The sequence below is a fragment of the Mesorhizobium sp. LMG 17147 genome (genome assembly GCF_024297145.1).
Lineage (GTDB): Bacteria > Pseudomonadota > Alphaproteobacteria > Rhizobiales > Rhizobiaceae > Mesorhizobium.
This window is the reverse complement of the sequence record NZ_JANCTC010000001.1, coordinates 325,580-341,094: the sequence shown is the minus strand read 5'-3', so window position 1 is coordinate 341,094 and position 15,515 is coordinate 325,580. Positions and strand designations below refer to the sequence as shown.

The 15,515-nt window shown below is 62.7% G+C and carries 10 protein-coding genes and 3 pseudogenes; 12 read left to right on the top strand and 1 reads right to left on the bottom strand.

Translation table 11 applies throughout. The features are described from left to right. The first annotated feature begins 75 nt into the window (after positions 1-75). The 9 genes and pseudogenes from NMG46_RS01745 to NMG46_RS01705 form a co-directional block, all read left to right on the top strand. Positions 76-2,058, top strand: a complete 1,983-nt coding sequence (locus NMG46_RS01745) for a CocE/NonD family hydrolase (protein WP_254816008.1) — start codon at positions 76-78, stop codon at positions 2,056-2,058. Between the two features lie 155 nt (positions 2,059-2,213). After that, positions 2,214-3,800 carry an ABC transporter substrate-binding protein gene (locus NMG46_RS01740; protein WP_254816007.1) on the top strand — a complete coding sequence of 529 codons (1,587 nt, stop codon included), beginning with the start codon at positions 2,214-2,216 and terminating at the stop codon, positions 3,798-3,800. A 16-nt stretch (positions 3,801-3,816) separates the two neighbouring features. Then, positions 3,817-4,777: pseudogene (locus NMG46_RS01735) on the top strand (ABC transporter permease). Between the two features lie 11 nt (positions 4,778-4,788). Beyond that, positions 4,789-5,616, top strand: coding sequence for an ABC transporter permease (locus tag NMG46_RS01730; RefSeq protein WP_254816006.1), 828 nt, complete (start codon positions 4,789-4,791; stop codon positions 5,614-5,616). After that, complete coding sequence (locus NMG46_RS01725; protein ID WP_254816005.1) at positions 5,616-7,301, top strand: ABC transporter ATP-binding protein; 1,686 nt, start codon at positions 5,616-5,618, stop codon at positions 7,299-7,301. The genes NMG46_RS01730 and NMG46_RS01725 overlap by 1 nt, the downstream gene beginning before the upstream one ends. 92 nt (positions 7,302-7,393) lie before the next feature. After that, positions 7,394-8,233: an alkaline phosphatase family protein gene (locus NMG46_RS01720; protein ID WP_254816004.1), complete on the top strand. Its 840-nt coding sequence runs from the start codon at positions 7,394-7,396 to the stop codon at positions 8,231-8,233. A 133-nt stretch (positions 8,234-8,366) separates the two neighbouring features. Beyond that, positions 8,367-8,929: pseudogene (locus NMG46_RS01715) on the top strand (sigma-70 family RNA polymerase sigma factor). Next, the gene (locus tag NMG46_RS01710) at positions 8,926-9,594 is read left to right on the top strand and encodes an anti-sigma factor (RefSeq protein WP_254816003.1); all 669 of its coding nucleotides are present in this window, start codon (positions 8,926-8,928) and stop codon (positions 9,592-9,594) included. Before NMG46_RS01715 ends, NMG46_RS01710 begins: the two are co-directional and overlap by 4 nt. A gap of 128 nt (positions 9,595-9,722) precedes the next feature. Then, a pseudogene (locus NMG46_RS01705) lies at positions 9,723-10,220 on the top strand (peptidase S8); the annotation flags it as partial. Between the two features lie 160 nt (positions 10,221-10,380). On the opposite strand, the gene NMG46_RS01700 reads toward NMG46_RS01705, so the two are convergent. Beyond that, positions 10,381-11,403, bottom strand: coding sequence for a substrate-binding domain-containing protein (locus tag NMG46_RS01700; RefSeq protein ID WP_254816002.1), 1,023 nt, complete (start codon positions 11,401-11,403; stop codon positions 10,381-10,383). 361 nt (positions 11,404-11,764) lie between these two features. Here NMG46_RS01700 and NMG46_RS01695 point away from each other — a divergent pair, with 361 nt between their 5' ends. From NMG46_RS01695 to NMG46_RS01685, 3 genes are all read left to right on the top strand, one after another. Next, a complete protein-coding gene (locus NMG46_RS01695; RefSeq protein WP_254816001.1) occupies positions 11,765-13,120 on the top strand; it encodes an ABC transporter substrate-binding protein in 1,356 nt (451 codons plus the stop codon). A gap of 225 nt (positions 13,121-13,345) precedes the next feature. Next, a complete protein-coding gene (locus NMG46_RS01690) occupies positions 13,346-14,359 on the top strand; it encodes a carbohydrate ABC transporter permease (protein ID WP_254816000.1) in 1,014 nt (337 codons plus the stop codon). Between the two features lies 1 nt (position 14,360). After that, complete coding sequence (locus NMG46_RS01685) at positions 14,361-15,515, top strand: carbohydrate ABC transporter permease (protein WP_254815999.1); 1,155 nt, start codon at positions 14,361-14,363, stop codon at positions 15,513-15,515.

Genomic DNA, 15,515 nt, shown 5'->3' with positions numbered 1-15,515 from the left:
CCAGCCGAATTCGTTGACTGGCCCACGACGCGCTCTCACGGACTCCATCATCTGGCGCTCCTGGAGTTCGCCCGCATGAAAATCGTCACTGAATTCCCACGAAAGATCGTCGAATTTCCGGATATGGGGATCATCATGCCGGACGGCTGCCGGCTGTCCGCGCGGGTGTGGATGCCGGCCGATGCTGCCGACGATCCAGTGCCGGCAATCCTCGAACACCTGCCCTATCGCAAACGCGACGGCACGATCTATCGCGATCAGCTGACGCATCCCTATTTCGCAGGCCATGGCTACGCCTCGATCCGCGTCGACATGCGCGGCAATGGCGATTCCGAAGGGCTGATGGACGACGAATATTCCGAGCAGGAATTGCAGGACGCTTGCGACGTCATCGCCTGGGCGGCGGACCAGCCCTGGTGCAACGGCAATGCCGGCATGATGGGCATTTCGTGGGGCGGCTTCAACTGCCTGCAGGTGGCGTCTAAGCAGCCGCCGGCGCTGAAGGCGGTCATCAGTCTCTGTTCGACGGTCGACCGCTATGCCGACGACATCCACTACAAGGGCGGCTGCCTGCTGATCGAGAACTTCGGCTGGGCCTCGACCATGCTGTCCTATTCGTCAAGGCCGCCGGATCCGTTGCTGGCCGGCGACAACAGATGGCGCGACCTGTGGCTGACCAGGCTGGAGAACCAGCCCTTTCTGGCACCGCTGTGGCTGAAGCACCAATATCGCGATGCCTATTGGAAGCGCGGCTCGATCTGCGAGGACTATTCCGCCATCCATGCCGCGGTGCTGTCGATCGGCGGCTGGCATGACGGCTATCGCAATACGATCTCCCATCTCGCCGCCAATATCGAGGCGCCGGTCAAGGGCATCGTCGGCCCGTGGATCCACAAATACCCGCATTACGCCGCGCCCGAACCGCGCATCGGTTTCCTGCAGGAGGCCTTGCGCTGGTGGGACCGCTGGCTGAAGGACATCGACACCGGCGTCGAGGCCGACCCCGCCTACCGCGCCTATCTCATGGACAGCGTGCGTCCGGCGCGCTGGCATCCCGCGCGGCCGGGCCGCTGGGTCGCTGAATCGGAATGGCCGTCACCCAACATCCGGACGCAAGAGGTTGAGCTTATCGCTGAAGGCAAGCACGCTATCGTCGCTTCGCCGCAAAACTGCGGCCTCGCCGGCGGCGAATATTTCCCCTTCACCTTCGGCCCGGAACTGCCGGGTGACCAGCGCCCCGACGATGCGCTGTCGGTGTGCTTCGACCAGCCGGTGCTGACCGAAACGGTCGACATTGTCGGTGCTCCCGAAGTTGTGGTCAGGGTCTCGGCGGACCGGCGCCAGGCGAACATCGCGGTACGGCTGTGCGACGTCCATCCGGACGGGGCATCGGAGCTGATCTCGTACGGCGTGCTCAACCTGACGCATCGCAACTCCCACGAATTTCCCGAAGCGCTGGTGCCCGGCGAAACCGTCAGCGCCCGGGTGGTGCTCGACCAATGCGCCTATCGCGCGCCGGCCGGCCACCGCTTGCGCATTGCCATCTCCAACAGCTATTGGCCGATGATCTGGCCGTCGCCGGAGCCGGTCCGGCTCGAATTGTCGGCCGCGACATTGTTGCTGCCGCTGCGCCCGCCGGCGACAGGCGATGAGGTCACCTTCCCCGCCCCCGAAGGCGCGACGCCCTGGGCAACGGAGACACTTCGGCCCGCCAATTCCGAACGTCATGTCGATCGCGACGAAAAGACCGGAATGACCACGCTTTCCATCGTCGACGATTTCGGCGAAGTGCGCGACCTGGAGCATGGCCTCACCCACGGGAGCATCGCCAGAGAGACATGGGCGATCCATCCCGACAATCCGTTGTCAGCGTCGGGCAAGACGCATTGGAGCCAGACGCTGTCGCGAAATGAATGGTCGGTGCACACCGAAACCTTCGCCGAAATGCGCTCCGACGCGCAAAGCTTCATGGTTAGCGCCAGAATTGAAGCCTATGAAGGCGAGAAACTGGTCTTCGAGCGCAACTTCAAGGAGAAAATCCCGCGCGTGCTGCTTTGAGCGCTTATAGCGATTGGTCCAATTGCGACGCACGATTTACGCCACGGCATGTCGCATTCGGTCTTGCTTACCGCTTTCCCTTACGGTCATTATTCTCCCGATCGAAATGAGAAAAAACGACCATAAGGTCGGACCAACAGAGTGAGGAACTTAACATGTCGAACGAACTGGAATATCTGAGCCGGCGCGTTGCGTCCGGCAAGCTGAGCCGTCGCGATTTTCTCGGCCGGGCAGCAGCGCTCGGCGTCACCGCAACCTTCGCCAATTCGCTGCTATCCAGCGCTTCCCGCGCGGCGGGTCCGGTCAAGGGCGGCACGCTCAAGGCCGGCCTGGTCGGTGGCGAGTCCACCAACAGTCTCGATCCGGCGCTGTTCATGACTCAGGTGCCGTTCGCCTTCGGCAAGATGTGGGGCGAACTGATCGTCGAACTGTCTCCCGAAGGCAAGCTCGAGAACCGCATTGCCGAGGAGATCGGCTCGTCGGACGACGCCAAGACCTGGACGCTGAAGATCCGCGATGGCGTCGAGTTCCACAACGGCAAGAAGGTGACTGCAGAGGACGTGGCCGCCACCCTCGAACGCCATTCGGACGAGAAGTCGAAGTCCGGCGCGCTCGGTTATATGAAAGGCATCGAGAGCATAAAGGCCAGCGGCAAGGAAGTGGTGCTGACGCTGAAGGAGCCGAATGCCGATCTTCCCTATCTGCTTAGCGATTATCACCTGATCATCCAGCCGAACGGCGGCAAGGATAAGGCCGATGCCGGTATCTCGGCGGGTCCTTACAAGGTCACTACCAACGAGCCCGGCGTGCGCCATGGCGGCGAGCGCTTCGCCAATTACTGGCAGGGCGACAAGATGGGCCATGCCGACCAGATCGAGATCATCGTCATCAACGACGCCACGGCGCGTACGGCGGCGCTGCAGGGCGGCCAGGTCCACATGATCAACCGCGTCGAGCCGAAGATCGTCGATCTGATCAAGCGCGTACCCGGCGTCACCATCCGCAACCATTCGGGACCCGGCCATTACGTTTTCATCATGCACTGCGACACCGCGCCGTTCGACAATAACGACTTGCGCATGGCGTTGAAGCTGGCGATCGACCGCGAGGAAATGCTGAACAAGGTGCTGCGTGGCTATGGCTCGCTCGGCAACGACTTCCCGATCAATGCATCGTACCCGCTATTCACCGAGATCGAGCAGCGCAAATACGATCCCGACAAGGCCAAATTTCACTACAAGAAGTCGGGCCATGACGGTGCCGTCCTGCTCCGGACGTCGGATGTCGCCTTCCCCGGTGCCGTCGATGCCGCACAGCTGTTCCAGCAAAGCGCGGCCAAGGCCGGCATCAAGCTGGAGATCAAGCGCGAACCGGGCGACGGCTACTGGTCGGAAGTCTGGAACAAACAGCCCTTCTGCGCCTCCTACTGGGGCGGCCGGTCGACGCAGGACCAGATGTACTCTACCGCCTATCTGTCGACGGCCGACTGGAACGACACACGTTTCAAGCGTCCGGATTTCGACAAGATGGTGCTGGCGGCCCGCGCCGAGCTCGACGAGGCCAAGCGCAAGGCAATGTACCACGACATGGCTGTGATGGTGCGCGACGAGGGCGGCCTGATCCTGCCGATGTTCAATCAGTTCATCGACGCGACGGGCGCCAAGGTTGCCGGCTGGGTGGATGATCCGCATCAGGAGTTGATGAACGGATATGCTCTGGCGAAGTGCTGGCTCGAAGCCTGAGCCCGGCCTTGCGGATATGTCCTCACCCATCGTGAAACTGGTGGCCCAGCGCATTGCGCTGGGCATCATCCTTCTATTGGCCGTTTCGGTCCTGATCTTCGCCGGCACACAGATCCTGCCCGGCGACGTCGCGCAAGCCATTCTCGGGCAGTCGGCGACACCGGAGTCGCTCGCCAATCTGCGCGAGCAGCTCGGCCTCAATGATCCCGCCTACATCCGTTATTTTCGCTGGCTCGGCGGCATCCTGACCGGTGATCTCGGCACGGCTATGTCGAGCGGTCAGGATATCGCAACCTCGATCAAGGGAAGGCTGTGGAACACGCTGTTCCTCGCCTTCTGGGCGGCGATCGTCGCGGTGCCGCTGGCGATCATCCTCGGGCTGATCGCGGTGCGCTACCGCAATGGTTGGGTCGACAAGCTGATCTCGGGACTGGCGCTGGCCTCGACGTCCTTCCCGGAATTCTTCGTCGGCTATGTGCTCGTCTTTTTCTTCGCGGTGCAACATCAATGGTTTCCCGCCATTTCCACCGTCTATGAGGGGGATGCCGTTCGGCGAACGCATCCAGGCTATAGCACTGCCTGCGGCGGCGCTGACCCTGGTGGTGCTCGCCCATATGATGCGCATGACGCGCGCCGCGATCCTCAACGTCATGCAGTCGGCCTATGTCGAGACCGCGGAGCTCAAGGGGCTTTCGGCCTTCGCGGTTATCCGCAGGCATGCCTTTCCCAATGCGATTGCGCCGATCATCAACGTCGTCATGCTCAACCTTGCCTATCTGATCGTCGGCGTCGTCGTCGTCGAAGTGATCTTCGTCTATCCGGGTATGGGGCAATACTTGGTCGACCACGTCACCAAGCGTGACGTGCCTGTGGTGCAGGCGGTCGGGCTGATCTTCGCCGCCGTCTACATCAGCCTGAACATCATCGCGGACATTGCGGCAATCGTCGCCAATCCGCGCCTCAGACATCCGAAATGAGGGGGTCGGGTATGCTCGTCATCAAACGCATTCCCATCCCGGCGCTGGTCGGACTGGTGTTGACGGCGCTGTTTGTGTTGGCGGCGATCTTTGCGCCGTGGATCGCGCCGCACGGCAATGCCGAGATCGTCAGCGACGTCCCTTGGGAGCCAATGTCGGCGGCGCATTGGCTGGGCACCGACAATCTCGGCCGCGATCTGTTGTCGCGCATGATCTATGGCGCCCGCATCACCCTGTTCATCGCGGTGCTGGCGACGGCGCTGTCGTTCTCGCTCGGCGCCATCCTCGGCTTCTCGGCAGCGGTTTTCGGCGGCTGGTTCGACACGCTTCTGTCGCGTCTCGTCGATCTCCTGATGTCGATCCCGACACTGATCATGGCGCTTGTGGTGCTGTCGGTGCTGCCATCCAATCTGGTGACGCTGATCCTGGTCATGGGCGTTCTCGACTCGACCCGCGTCTACCGCCTGTCGAGGGCGGTCGCCGTTGACATCAACGTCATGGATTACGTCGAGGCGGCCAAATTGCGCGGCGAAGGCAGCGGCTGGATCATCTTCCGCGAAATCCTGCCCAATGCGCTGTCGCCGCTGGTTTCGGAACTCGGCCTGCGCTTCATCTATGCCGTGCTGTTCCTGTCGACGCTGTCCTTCCTCGGACTTGGCGTGCAGCCGCCGGACGCCGATTGGGGCGGCATGGTCAAGGAAAACAAGGATGGCATCGTCTTCGGCATAGGCGCCGCCCTCATTCCGGCGGCGGCGATCGCAGCGCTGGCAATTTCCGTCAATCTCGTCGCCGACTGGGTGCTCAACCGCACGACAAGCCTGAAGGGAGGACGCGGGTAATGGCCGACAAGCAACCGAAGCCCGGGCAACCGAAGCCCGGGCAACCGAAGTCCGGCGTGCTGCTAGACATCCGCAATCTGCGCATCGAGGCCACGGTATATCCGCCGGGCGAGGCGCCGAAGAACATCGTGCTGGTGCACGATGTCTCGCTGACGCTCGAAAAGGGCAAGGTGCTCGGATTGATCGGCGAGTCCGGCGCCGGCAAATCGACCATCGGCCTGTCGTCGATGGGTTACGGCCGCGGCGGCGTGCGCATCACCGGCGGCGAGGTCATTCTCAATGGCCGCGACATCCTGAAGGGCGGCAACGAAGGGTTCCGCAAATTGCGCGGCCGCGAGGTCTGCTATGTCGCGCAATCGGCGGCAGCGGCCTTCAATCCGGCGCACAGGCTGATGGACCAGGTGGTCGAGGCAGCACTCCTGCACGGTACGGCGACGCGGGCCGAAGCCGAAAAGCGCGCCGTGGCGCTGTTCAAGAAGCTCAGCCTGCCGAACCCCGAAACCATCGGCGAGCGCTTCCCCCACCAGGTGTCGGGCGGTCAGCTGCAGCGCGTGATGACGGCAATGGCGCTGTGCTCGGAACCCGACCTGATCGTCTTCGACGAGCCGACCACGGCGCTCGACGTGACGACGCAGATCGACGTGTTAGCGGCGATCAAGGATGCCATCCGCGACACGCATGTGGCGGCACTCTACATCACCCATGACCTTGCCGTCGTCGCCCAGGTCTCGGACGAGATCATGGTGCTGCGCCACGGCCGGCTGGTCGAATGGGGCGGCACGCGCCAGATCATCAAGGAGCCGCGCCAGGAATACACCAACGCGCTGGTTTCGGTGCATGAGATCGAACATCAGGAGCAGAAGCCCGGTCCGAGCCCGTTCCTGTCGGTCAAGAACATCACCGCCGCCTATGGCCGCAGCCACATCAAGGTGCTGAAGAACGTCTCGGTCGATATTTTCCCGGGCCAGACGCTGGCGGTGGTCGGCGAGTCCGGCTCCGGCAAATCGACGCTGGCGCGCGCCATCACCGGCCTCCTGCCGCCCGAACAAGGCACCGTCACCTTCGACGGACGGCCGCTCGCCAACCGGCTTGCCGACCGGCCGAAGGAGGATCTGCGCCAGTTGCAGATGATCTATCAGATGGCCGATGTCGCGATGAATCCGCGCCAGACGGTCGGCACCATCATCGGCCGGCCGCTGGAATTCTATTTTGGGATGCGCGGGCGCGAGCGCGACAAACGTGTCGCCGAACTGCTCGACAAGATCGAGATGGGTAAAGGCTATGTCGACCGCTATCCGGCCGAGCTTTCGGGCGGCCAGAAGCAGCGCGTCTGCATCGCTCGTTCGCTCGCCGCCAAGCCGAAGCTCATCATCTGCGACGAGGTGACATCGGCGCTCGACCCGCTGGTGGCCCACGGCATACTGGAGCTGCTGCTCGAGCTGCAGAAAGAGGAAAACGTCGCTTATCTGTTCATCACTCATGATCTCGCAACAGTGAAGTCGATCGCCGATTCGATCGCGGTGATGTATCGCGGCGAGGTGGTGCGCTACGGCCCCAAGAGCAAGGTTCTGACGCCGCCGTTCGACGCCTACACAGACCTTTTGCTGTCGTCGGTGCCCGAAATGGAGATCGGCTGGTTAGAGAAAGCGATCAAGGGACGGCGCATGGCCAGCGCGGGGAACTAGCGGGCTGCCCCTTGCGCCCGACGATCCTGTCCGGGCGTGGATTGAACGGCAGGCCCGCCCTGACTTTCCGATCAAGCCGCATGGAGGCGCCCTTGGCGCTCAACACAAAACTTCTGCTCATCATCCTAGACGGCGTGCCTTACCGGAACTGGCGACGGCTGATGGGCAATCTCGAAGGGTGGGTGCAATCCGGCGACGCGCGCGTGTGGAAGATGCGCTCCGTGCTGCCGTCGACCTCGGCATCCTGCTATGCCTCGATCCACACCGGCGTGCCGCCTCAAGTGCACGGCATCCTGTCCAACGAGAACCGGTTTCGCGTCGAACAGCCGGACATCTTTTCCGAAGTCAGCAGGGCCGGCGGCAAGACGGGTGCGGTCACCCATTCCTACTGGTCCGAATTCTTCCGGGCCTATCCGTTCGACCTGGTCGAGGACATAGAGTTCGACCAGCCGGGCAGGCCGATCAGCCATGGCCGGTTCCACACCATGACCGGCTACAACGCTAGGAACCAGATGACGCCGAGCGACGTCGACCTGTTCGCGACGTTGACCATGCTGACCAGGCGCTACGGCATCGACTACGGCATCCTGCACAGCTGCACGCTGGACTCGATGGGCCACCGGTTCGGCCATGACTGCCGCGAGATGGATCATGCCGTCTATGCAATAGACGCCATGCTCGCCGGCTTCCTGCCGCGCTGGCGGGAGGCCGGCTACGAGGTGATCGTTACCGCCGATCATGGCCAGACCGATCGCGGCCATCATGGCGGCCACGACGAAGAGATGCAGGATTTCGCACTTTATTACTTCGGATCGGGCGAGGGCCCGGAGGCCAATACGCTGCTCGATCAGCTGCAGCTCGCGCCGACAGTGCTTGCGCGCCTCGGCGTGCCGGTGCCGGTCACCATGAAGGCAAAGCCGTTCCTGAGTTGAGCGCGCGCCCTCTTCTCCCTCTGGCAACGCTCCCGCTCTTCAGTTAGCCTCCGCAAACATACCGGCGGATGCGGTGAACCTTTTTGGGCCGATCAGCGACAGAGCAGGCAGGAGCCAGGCGGCTCGACCGGCGATGACTGCCGCGGAGACCGATCGCGCGCTCGTCGAGCGCGTCGCGAAGGGCGACCGTGCCGCCGTGCGGCTCCTGTTCATGCGCCACCACGCGCGGGTCTACCGCTTCGTGGCACGCCAGACGGGATCGGAACTGATGGCCGACGATATTGCGAACGAGGTATTCCTTGAACTCTGGCGGCAGGCGCCGGCCTTCGAGGGCCGCTCGGAGGTCTCGACATGGCTGCTCGGCATTGCCCGCTTCAAGGCGCTGTCCCTGTTGCGCAAGAAGAAGGAAGACTGGATCGACGACGATGACGCGGCCCAGGTCGCCGACGGTGCCGACACGCCGGAAGTCGTGACGATGAAAGAAGACAAGGCCGCTGCCTCGCGACGCTTCATCGATGCCATGCCGGAAGAGCACCGTACGGTGATCGACCTTGTCTATTATCACGGGCAATCGGTGAGCGAGATCGGCGAGGTACTCGGCATCCCGGTCGCCAGGTCAAGACCAGGATGTTCTTCGCCCGCAAGGAACTCGGCGAAGCCCTCAAGGCCGCCGGTTACGACAGGGGGTGGCCATGAGCGCCGCTGAAAAGATGTCGCGCCGCGACGAAATGGAAATGCTGCTGCCGTTTTATCTGAACGGCTCGCTGGAGGGCACCGAGCTCGAAGCCATCGAGGAATGGCTGGCAAGCGATCCGGCGGCGATGGCCGCACTAGGCGAGGCCGAGGCCGAATTCTCCGGCACCGCTGCCGCAAACGAGGCAATCCGCCCGCCTGCCGATGCGCTCAGCCGCTTTGCCAAGGCGCTCGATGCCGAGGCCGGCTTCGCCCGCGGGCCGGCGGCATCGTCCTGGCTGGCGCAGGCCTGGAGCCGCTTCATGGTGGCGCCCGCCGGCATTGCCTGGGCCGCGGCCGCGGTGCTGCTGGCCCTGGTCGTCACGCAATCCTTTGTGCAGACCGGCAACAGAGGTGGCGATTTCGAGATTGCCGGATCGGAAGACGATCTGGCCAAAATGCCGTTTGCCCTTGTGAAGTTCAAACCGGATGCGAAGCTGTCCGACATCGTCGCTTTTCTCGCCCAGAACCAGCTGAAGATCGTCGGCGGGCCGACCGCCGACGGCGTCTTCCGCCTCGGCGTCCCGGCCAAGACCGGCGCCGACTATCAGAAACTGCTTGGCCTTATTGCCGCCCAGCCTTTCACCGAAGCTGCCCTGGAGGGAAGGAAACCGGCTGATGGCGGCTAAGGCGGTCACTCGATTGACGGCGGCGATGACAATCTTCGCCACGTCTGCCGTCGCACAAACCAACGATCCTAACCTCACCCAGGCGGAGATCGACTGCCTGAATCGGGAAGTGCTGCCAACGCCGACTGCGCCAAAGGCGGCTGCTCGGCAACACGCTGGTGCGCTTCGGCATTCCGGATGGCCGCCCGGTCGGCGTCATGCAGGCACAGCTTGCCGCCGACGGCCGCATTTTGCGGCGTGAGGCCAACCATGTCTACTCGCTGCAGCAGGCGGCCAGCATCGTCAATTATGCGTTCGAACGCATCGCGCTCGACGCCAACGAAGCCAGCGGCGAGAATGTGCGTGTTGGCGTCATCGATACCGGCATCGACGACAAAAATCCGGCGCTCTCCGGTGTCATTGCCGGGCAGTGCCATACCCGACGTGCCGATCAAGGCGCGCGACCACGGCACTTCGGTCGACGGACTGATCGCCGCCAATCTGTTGCATGCGGCCCCGATCGCTCCGCCGAATGGGTCGAGAAAGCGCTCGCCGGCACGGCAAGGGACCTCGGCCCCAGGGGCCGCGACAATGATTTCGGTTTTGGCCTGCCGGACACCAAAGCGGCCGAGGCGGCCAAGGAATAAGTCCAAAGCTCTAACGCTTCTGCATTTGTGCATGCCGTTCTCCCGGAGCCGCTGCATAATGTTGGGCATCAGATATTGGGGCAAAACTCAATCGGCCGGTTACCTCAAATGACCTATATGGGTTCGAACTCGGTCGCTCAGGGTCATTGAGTTTTGATCCCTAGGCCGGGGCGCCGGCTACCGATCCCCTGACCACCAGGTCGACCGGCCAGACCTCGCCGCGAGCGCCCTGCTCCAGGCCGGAAATCCGCGCCGCCAGCCGTTCGGCGATGCGTGCGCCCGCCAGGCGGATCGACGAACGTGTCGTCGACAGCGGCACCGAAAAATTTTCCGGCTTCAGCCAGGGAAAGACGTCGTCATGGGCGATCAGCGACAGGTCGCCCGGAATGGTCAGGCCGAGATCGCGCACCGCGCGCACCACGCCGAGTGCCATAATCAGGCTGGAGCAGGCGATCGCCGTCGGCGGGTCGCTTTGTTCCAGCAGACGCCTGGCGGCGCGATAGCCGTTCTCCTCGGTCATTGTCAGGGAACAGACATGCTGATCACGAAGCACCAGGCCGCTTGCCGCAAGCGCGCGCCGCACGCCGCGCTCGCGATGTATGGCGAAGGTCTCGCGATCGTCGCCATTGATAAGCGCCAGACGCCTGTGACCGAGCTGCACGAGAAGCCGCGCCGCCTCGTGGAAGGCGCCCTCATTGTCGATGTCGGTGAAGGGGTAGTCGAAATCGAAGCCTTCGCTGCGGCCATGGACGATGAAGGGAATGCCGAGCGTGTTGACCAGCGCCACCCGCCGGTCGGCCGGTCTCGGGGAGGAGATATAGACCGCGTCGACCTGCCGGTTGGCGACAATGCGGCGGTAGGTCGTCTCCTGGTCGTCGGCATCGGCCGGTGACAGCACCAGGTCGAGTTCGTGCGAACGCGCATAGTCGCCGAGGCCGGACAGGAACTCGACGAAATGCGGGTCGATATCGACGGTCGCTCCCGTCGGCAGCACATAGCCGATCATGCCGGTCTTGCCGGTCGCCAGCCGGCGGGCGCTCGGATTGGGGCGATAGCCATGACGCTTGGCGGCATCGACCACCCGCCGGCGCGTTTCCTCGTTGACTTCCGGGTAGCCGTTCAGTGCGCGGCTCACCGTTGTCTGCGAAAGCGCCAGCATGTGGGAGAGCTGCTTGAGGTTCACCGGAGGCCTCCAAACCTCAAAGCGCTTTTAATCTGAAACGATCTGGCCCTACGAACCGCGTTGCCGAGCGCAGTGACCATACGCAGGGTTCGGACCGGTTTGAAGCCGAATTTGCTGCTGCACCGCCAGAAAACTGTGCTGCAGCGCACTTTTGCCGGCACCCGGCCGGAAAAATTAAATCGATTAGCCTGGCTTCCTATTGACTCGCGGTCAATTCAGTGGCGAGATCAAAATGACCAAAGCGCTTTGGAAGACTCCACGAAAGGTTGCAGTTCCTTTCCGACTGAGTCACAGTCCTGCGGCGCCGGCGGACGGAATGGAGGTTTCGTTCGGTGTTTGTCACCACTGGGAGGGAATACCGATGAAGAAAATGCTTCTGCTGGGCGCTGCGTTTGCCACGCTCGCCCTGGCCATGCCCGCGCAAGCCGAACTGAAGTTCAAGCCGGGCGAAGATCCCCGTTTCAACTGGGCCAACTACGACGAGCTCAAGAAGGTCGACCTCAAGGGCGAGACACTGACGATCTTCGGGCCGTGGCGCGGCGAGGACGAAGGGCTTATCCGCACCGTTCTCGATTATTTCTCCGAAGCCACCGGCGCCGAGATCAAGTATTCCTCGTCGGAGAATTACGAGCAGCAGATCGTCATCGACACGCAGGCCGGCAGCCCGCCCAACATCGCCGTGCTGCCGCAGCCGGGCCTGATCCAGGATCTGGCATCGAAGGGCTTACTGACGCCGCTCGGCGACGACACGGCCAACTGGGTCAAGGACAATTACGGCGCGGGCCAATCCTGGGTCGACCTCGGCACCTTCAAGGACAAGGACGGCAAGCCCGGCTTCTTCGCCTTTCCTTATAAGGCCGACGTGAAATCGCTGGTTTGGTACTCGCCGGACAATTTCGAGGAAGCCGGCTACAAGGTGCCGAAGACGCAGGAAGAGCTTGCCGAGCTCGAAAAGAAGATCATCGCCGACGGCGGCACGCCATGGTGCATCGGGCTTGGTTCGGGCGGCGCCACTGGCTGGCCGGCGACCGACTGGGTTGAAGACATCATGCTGCGCACCCAGACGCCCGAGACCTACGACAAATGGGTGAAGAACGAAATTCCGTTCAACGATCCGGCCGTGGTCAACGCCATCGACATTTTCGGCAAGATCGCGACCGACGACAAGATGGTCGAGGGCGGCGCCAAGGCGGTTGCGGCGACCGATTTCCGCGACAGCCCGAAGGGCCTCTTCTCGGTGCCGCCGAAATGCTATCTGCACCACCAGGCATCGTTCATCCCGACCTTCTTCCCGCAAGGCACCAAGATCGGCGAGGATGCCGACTTCTTCTATTACCCGCCTTACGCCTCCAAGCCCGAGCTCGGCACTCCGGTGCTCGGCGCCGGCACGCTGGCCATGATCACTAAAGATAGCAAGAGTGCCCGCGCATTCATCGAATTCCTGAAGCTGCCGCTCGCTCATGAGATCTGGATGGCACAGGGCGGCTTCGTGACGCCGTTCAAGTCGGTCAACAAGGACGCCTATGCCAGCGACGCGCTGAAGAAGCAGGGCGAGATCCTGGCCAACGCCTCGACCTTCCGCTTCGATGGGTCCGACCTGATGCCGGGCAAGATCGGCGCCGGCGCCTTCTGGACCGGCATGATCGACCTTGTCGGTGGCAAGTCCGCCCAGGACGTCGCCACCGACATCCAGAAAAGCTGGGACGCGATCAAGTAAGCGGCCGGCTCGAGTCCCATGTGATGCGGTCCGGGCCTCAAACGGCCCGGACCTTCTTCGGTGCTTGGCGTCGCGTCGATTGTCGTGAGCACGACGCATTCCGGCATGACGCGCGCCCAGTGACCTGCTTTTCGGCTGGTCGCGCTCCAGACAACTGAATCGGCGCATGATCCCGTCGCCAAAGCCATTCTCGACTGGCGGATCCGTGCGCAGGGGGAGGGACCCATGGCGGCTCAGATTTTTTCGGCGATATTCGTCATCATCATCGGGGTGGGCGGCTGCGTCGCCTATTTCTGGGGTGCCAACAAGGCACTCGACACGATCTTTCCGGCACGCGGCGTTTCCGGCAAGGCGGCGATCAACAATCTGCGCCGGCAGGGGGTGATCCGGCCCTGGCTGTTCGTCGGCCCGGCGATGATCATCCTCACCATCTACCTGATCTACCCGGTGGTGGAGACGCTGAGGCTGTCGTTCCTCGATCGCGGCGGCGCCCATTTCGTCGGCTTGGCCAACTATCAATGGGCGTTCGGCGACCGCGAGTTCCGCAATTCGATCCTCAACAACATCATGTGGCTGGCGGTGGTGCCAGCCGCCTGCACCTTCCTCGGGCTGATCATCGCCGTGCTCACCGACAAGATCTGGTGGGGCACCATCGCCAAGAGCCTGATCTTCCTGCCGCTCGCCATCTCCTTCGTCGGCGCCAGCGTCATCTGGAAATTCATCTACGAATATCGCGGCGAGGGCCAGACACAGATCGGCCTGCTCAACGCCATCATCCAGTATTTCGGCGGCCAGCCGCAGGTCTGGATATCGCTGCCGTTCTGGAACAACTTCTTCCTGATGGTCATCCTGATCTGGATCCAGACCGGCTTTGCCATGGTCATCCTGTCGTCGGCCTTGCGCGGCATTCCGGAAGAGACGCTGGAAGCCGCCGTCATCGACGGCGCCAACCCTTTCCAGATCTTCTGGAAGGTCATGGTGCCGCAGATCTGGGGCACCATCGCCGTCGTCTGGACCACCATCACCATCCTGGTGCTGAAGGTTTTCGACATCGTGCTGACCATGACCAACGGCCAGTGGAACAGCCAGGTGCTGGCCAATCTGATGTTCGACTGGATGTTCCGCGGCGGTGGCGACTTCGGCCGCGGCGCCACCATCGCCATCATCATCATGATAGCGGTCATTCCGATCATGGTCTGGAACATCCGCCAGGCGAACAAAGAGACGGAAGGACATTGAGATGACTGTCTCGACCGGAAAGTCCTTTGTCAGCCGTTTCGGCGTCCATATCGCCGTTTTCATCTTCGTTGCGATCTGGACGATCCCGACGCTCGGCATTCTGGTCTCGTCGCTGCGCGACAAGGACCAGATCATCGCTTCGGGCTGGTGGAACTCGTTCACCAGTTCCAGCCAGACGGAAGCCGGACGGCTGCCGCCCGCCTCGGCGCAGGTCGAGAAGGACGGCAAGTTCGTCCTGCAAGGCAACATCTTCGGCGACGGCCCGGCCCGTAATATCAGCGCCTTCGGCGTCAAGTCGGCAGCGCCGACGCAATATCCCGCCGGCACGACAGCCGATCTCGGCGACGGCGTGACCCTGCAGCTCAATGCCGACGGCAGTTTCGTCATGACCTCGCCGAAGGCTTTCGAAGGCGAACGCGGCCAGCGCGTCTATTACGCCTCCTCGGCGCCGCCGAAATTCACCACCGACAATTACGACACGGTGCTGTTTTCGGAAGGCATCGGCCGCTCCTTCATGAACTCGCTGACCGTCACCATTCCGGCGACCGTCATCCCGATCCTGATCGCCGCGTTCGCCGCTTACGCTTTGGCCTGGATGCGCTTTCCCGGCCGGGCCCTGCTCATCGCCGTCATCATCGGCCTCCTGGTCGTTCCGCTGCAGATGTCGCTGATCCCGCTGTTGAAGCTCTACAACGGCGTCGGCAGCTTCTTCGGCGTGCCGTCGAAGACCTATCTCGGCATCTGGCTGGCGCATACCGGCTTCGGCCTGCCTTTCGCCATCTATCTGTTGAGGAGCTATATCGCCGGCCTGCCACGCGAGATCATGGAGTCTGCGCGCATCGACGGGGCCAGCGATTTCGAGATCTTCGTCAAGATCGTGCTGCCCTTGTCGTTCCCGGTGCTGGCCTCGTTCGCCATCTTCCAGTTTCTCTGGGTGTGGAACGATCTGCTGGTGGCGATGGTTTTCCTTGGTACCGAGGGCGACCAGATCGTGCTGACCGCCAAGCTCAATGCGTTGCTCGGCTCGCGCGGCGGCGACTGGGAGATCCTGACGACGTCGGCCTTCGTTACCATCATCGTGCCGCTGATCGTGTTCTTCTCGCTGCAGCGCTATTTCGTCCGCGGGCTGCTTGCCGGCTCGGTGAAAGGAGGTTGA

Coding starts and splice junctions, on each gene's coding strand:
- NMG46_RS01685 (WP_254815999.1), top strand. CDS start 14,361: ATGACTGTCTCGACCGGAAAGTCCTTTGTCAGCCGTTTCGGCGTCCAT.
- NMG46_RS01725 (WP_254816005.1), top strand. CDS start 5,616: ATGGCCGACAAGCAACCGAAGCCCGGGCAACCGAAGCCCGGGCAACCG.
- NMG46_RS01690 (WP_254816000.1), top strand. CDS start 13,346: ATGGCGGCTCAGATTTTTTCGGCGATATTCGTCATCATCATCGGGGTG.
- NMG46_RS01740 (WP_254816007.1), top strand. CDS start 2,214: ATGTCGAACGAACTGGAATATCTGAGCCGGCGCGTTGCGTCCGGCAAG.
- NMG46_RS01695 (WP_254816001.1), top strand. CDS start 11,765: ATGAAGAAAATGCTTCTGCTGGGCGCTGCGTTTGCCACGCTCGCCCTG.
- NMG46_RS01710 (WP_254816003.1), top strand. CDS start 8,926: ATGAGCGCCGCTGAAAAGATGTCGCGCCGCGACGAAATGGAAATGCTG.
- NMG46_RS01730 (WP_254816006.1), top strand. CDS start 4,789: ATGCTCGTCATCAAACGCATTCCCATCCCGGCGCTGGTCGGACTGGTG.
- NMG46_RS01745 (WP_254816008.1), top strand. CDS start 76: ATGAAAATCGTCACTGAATTCCCACGAAAGATCGTCGAATTTCCGGAT.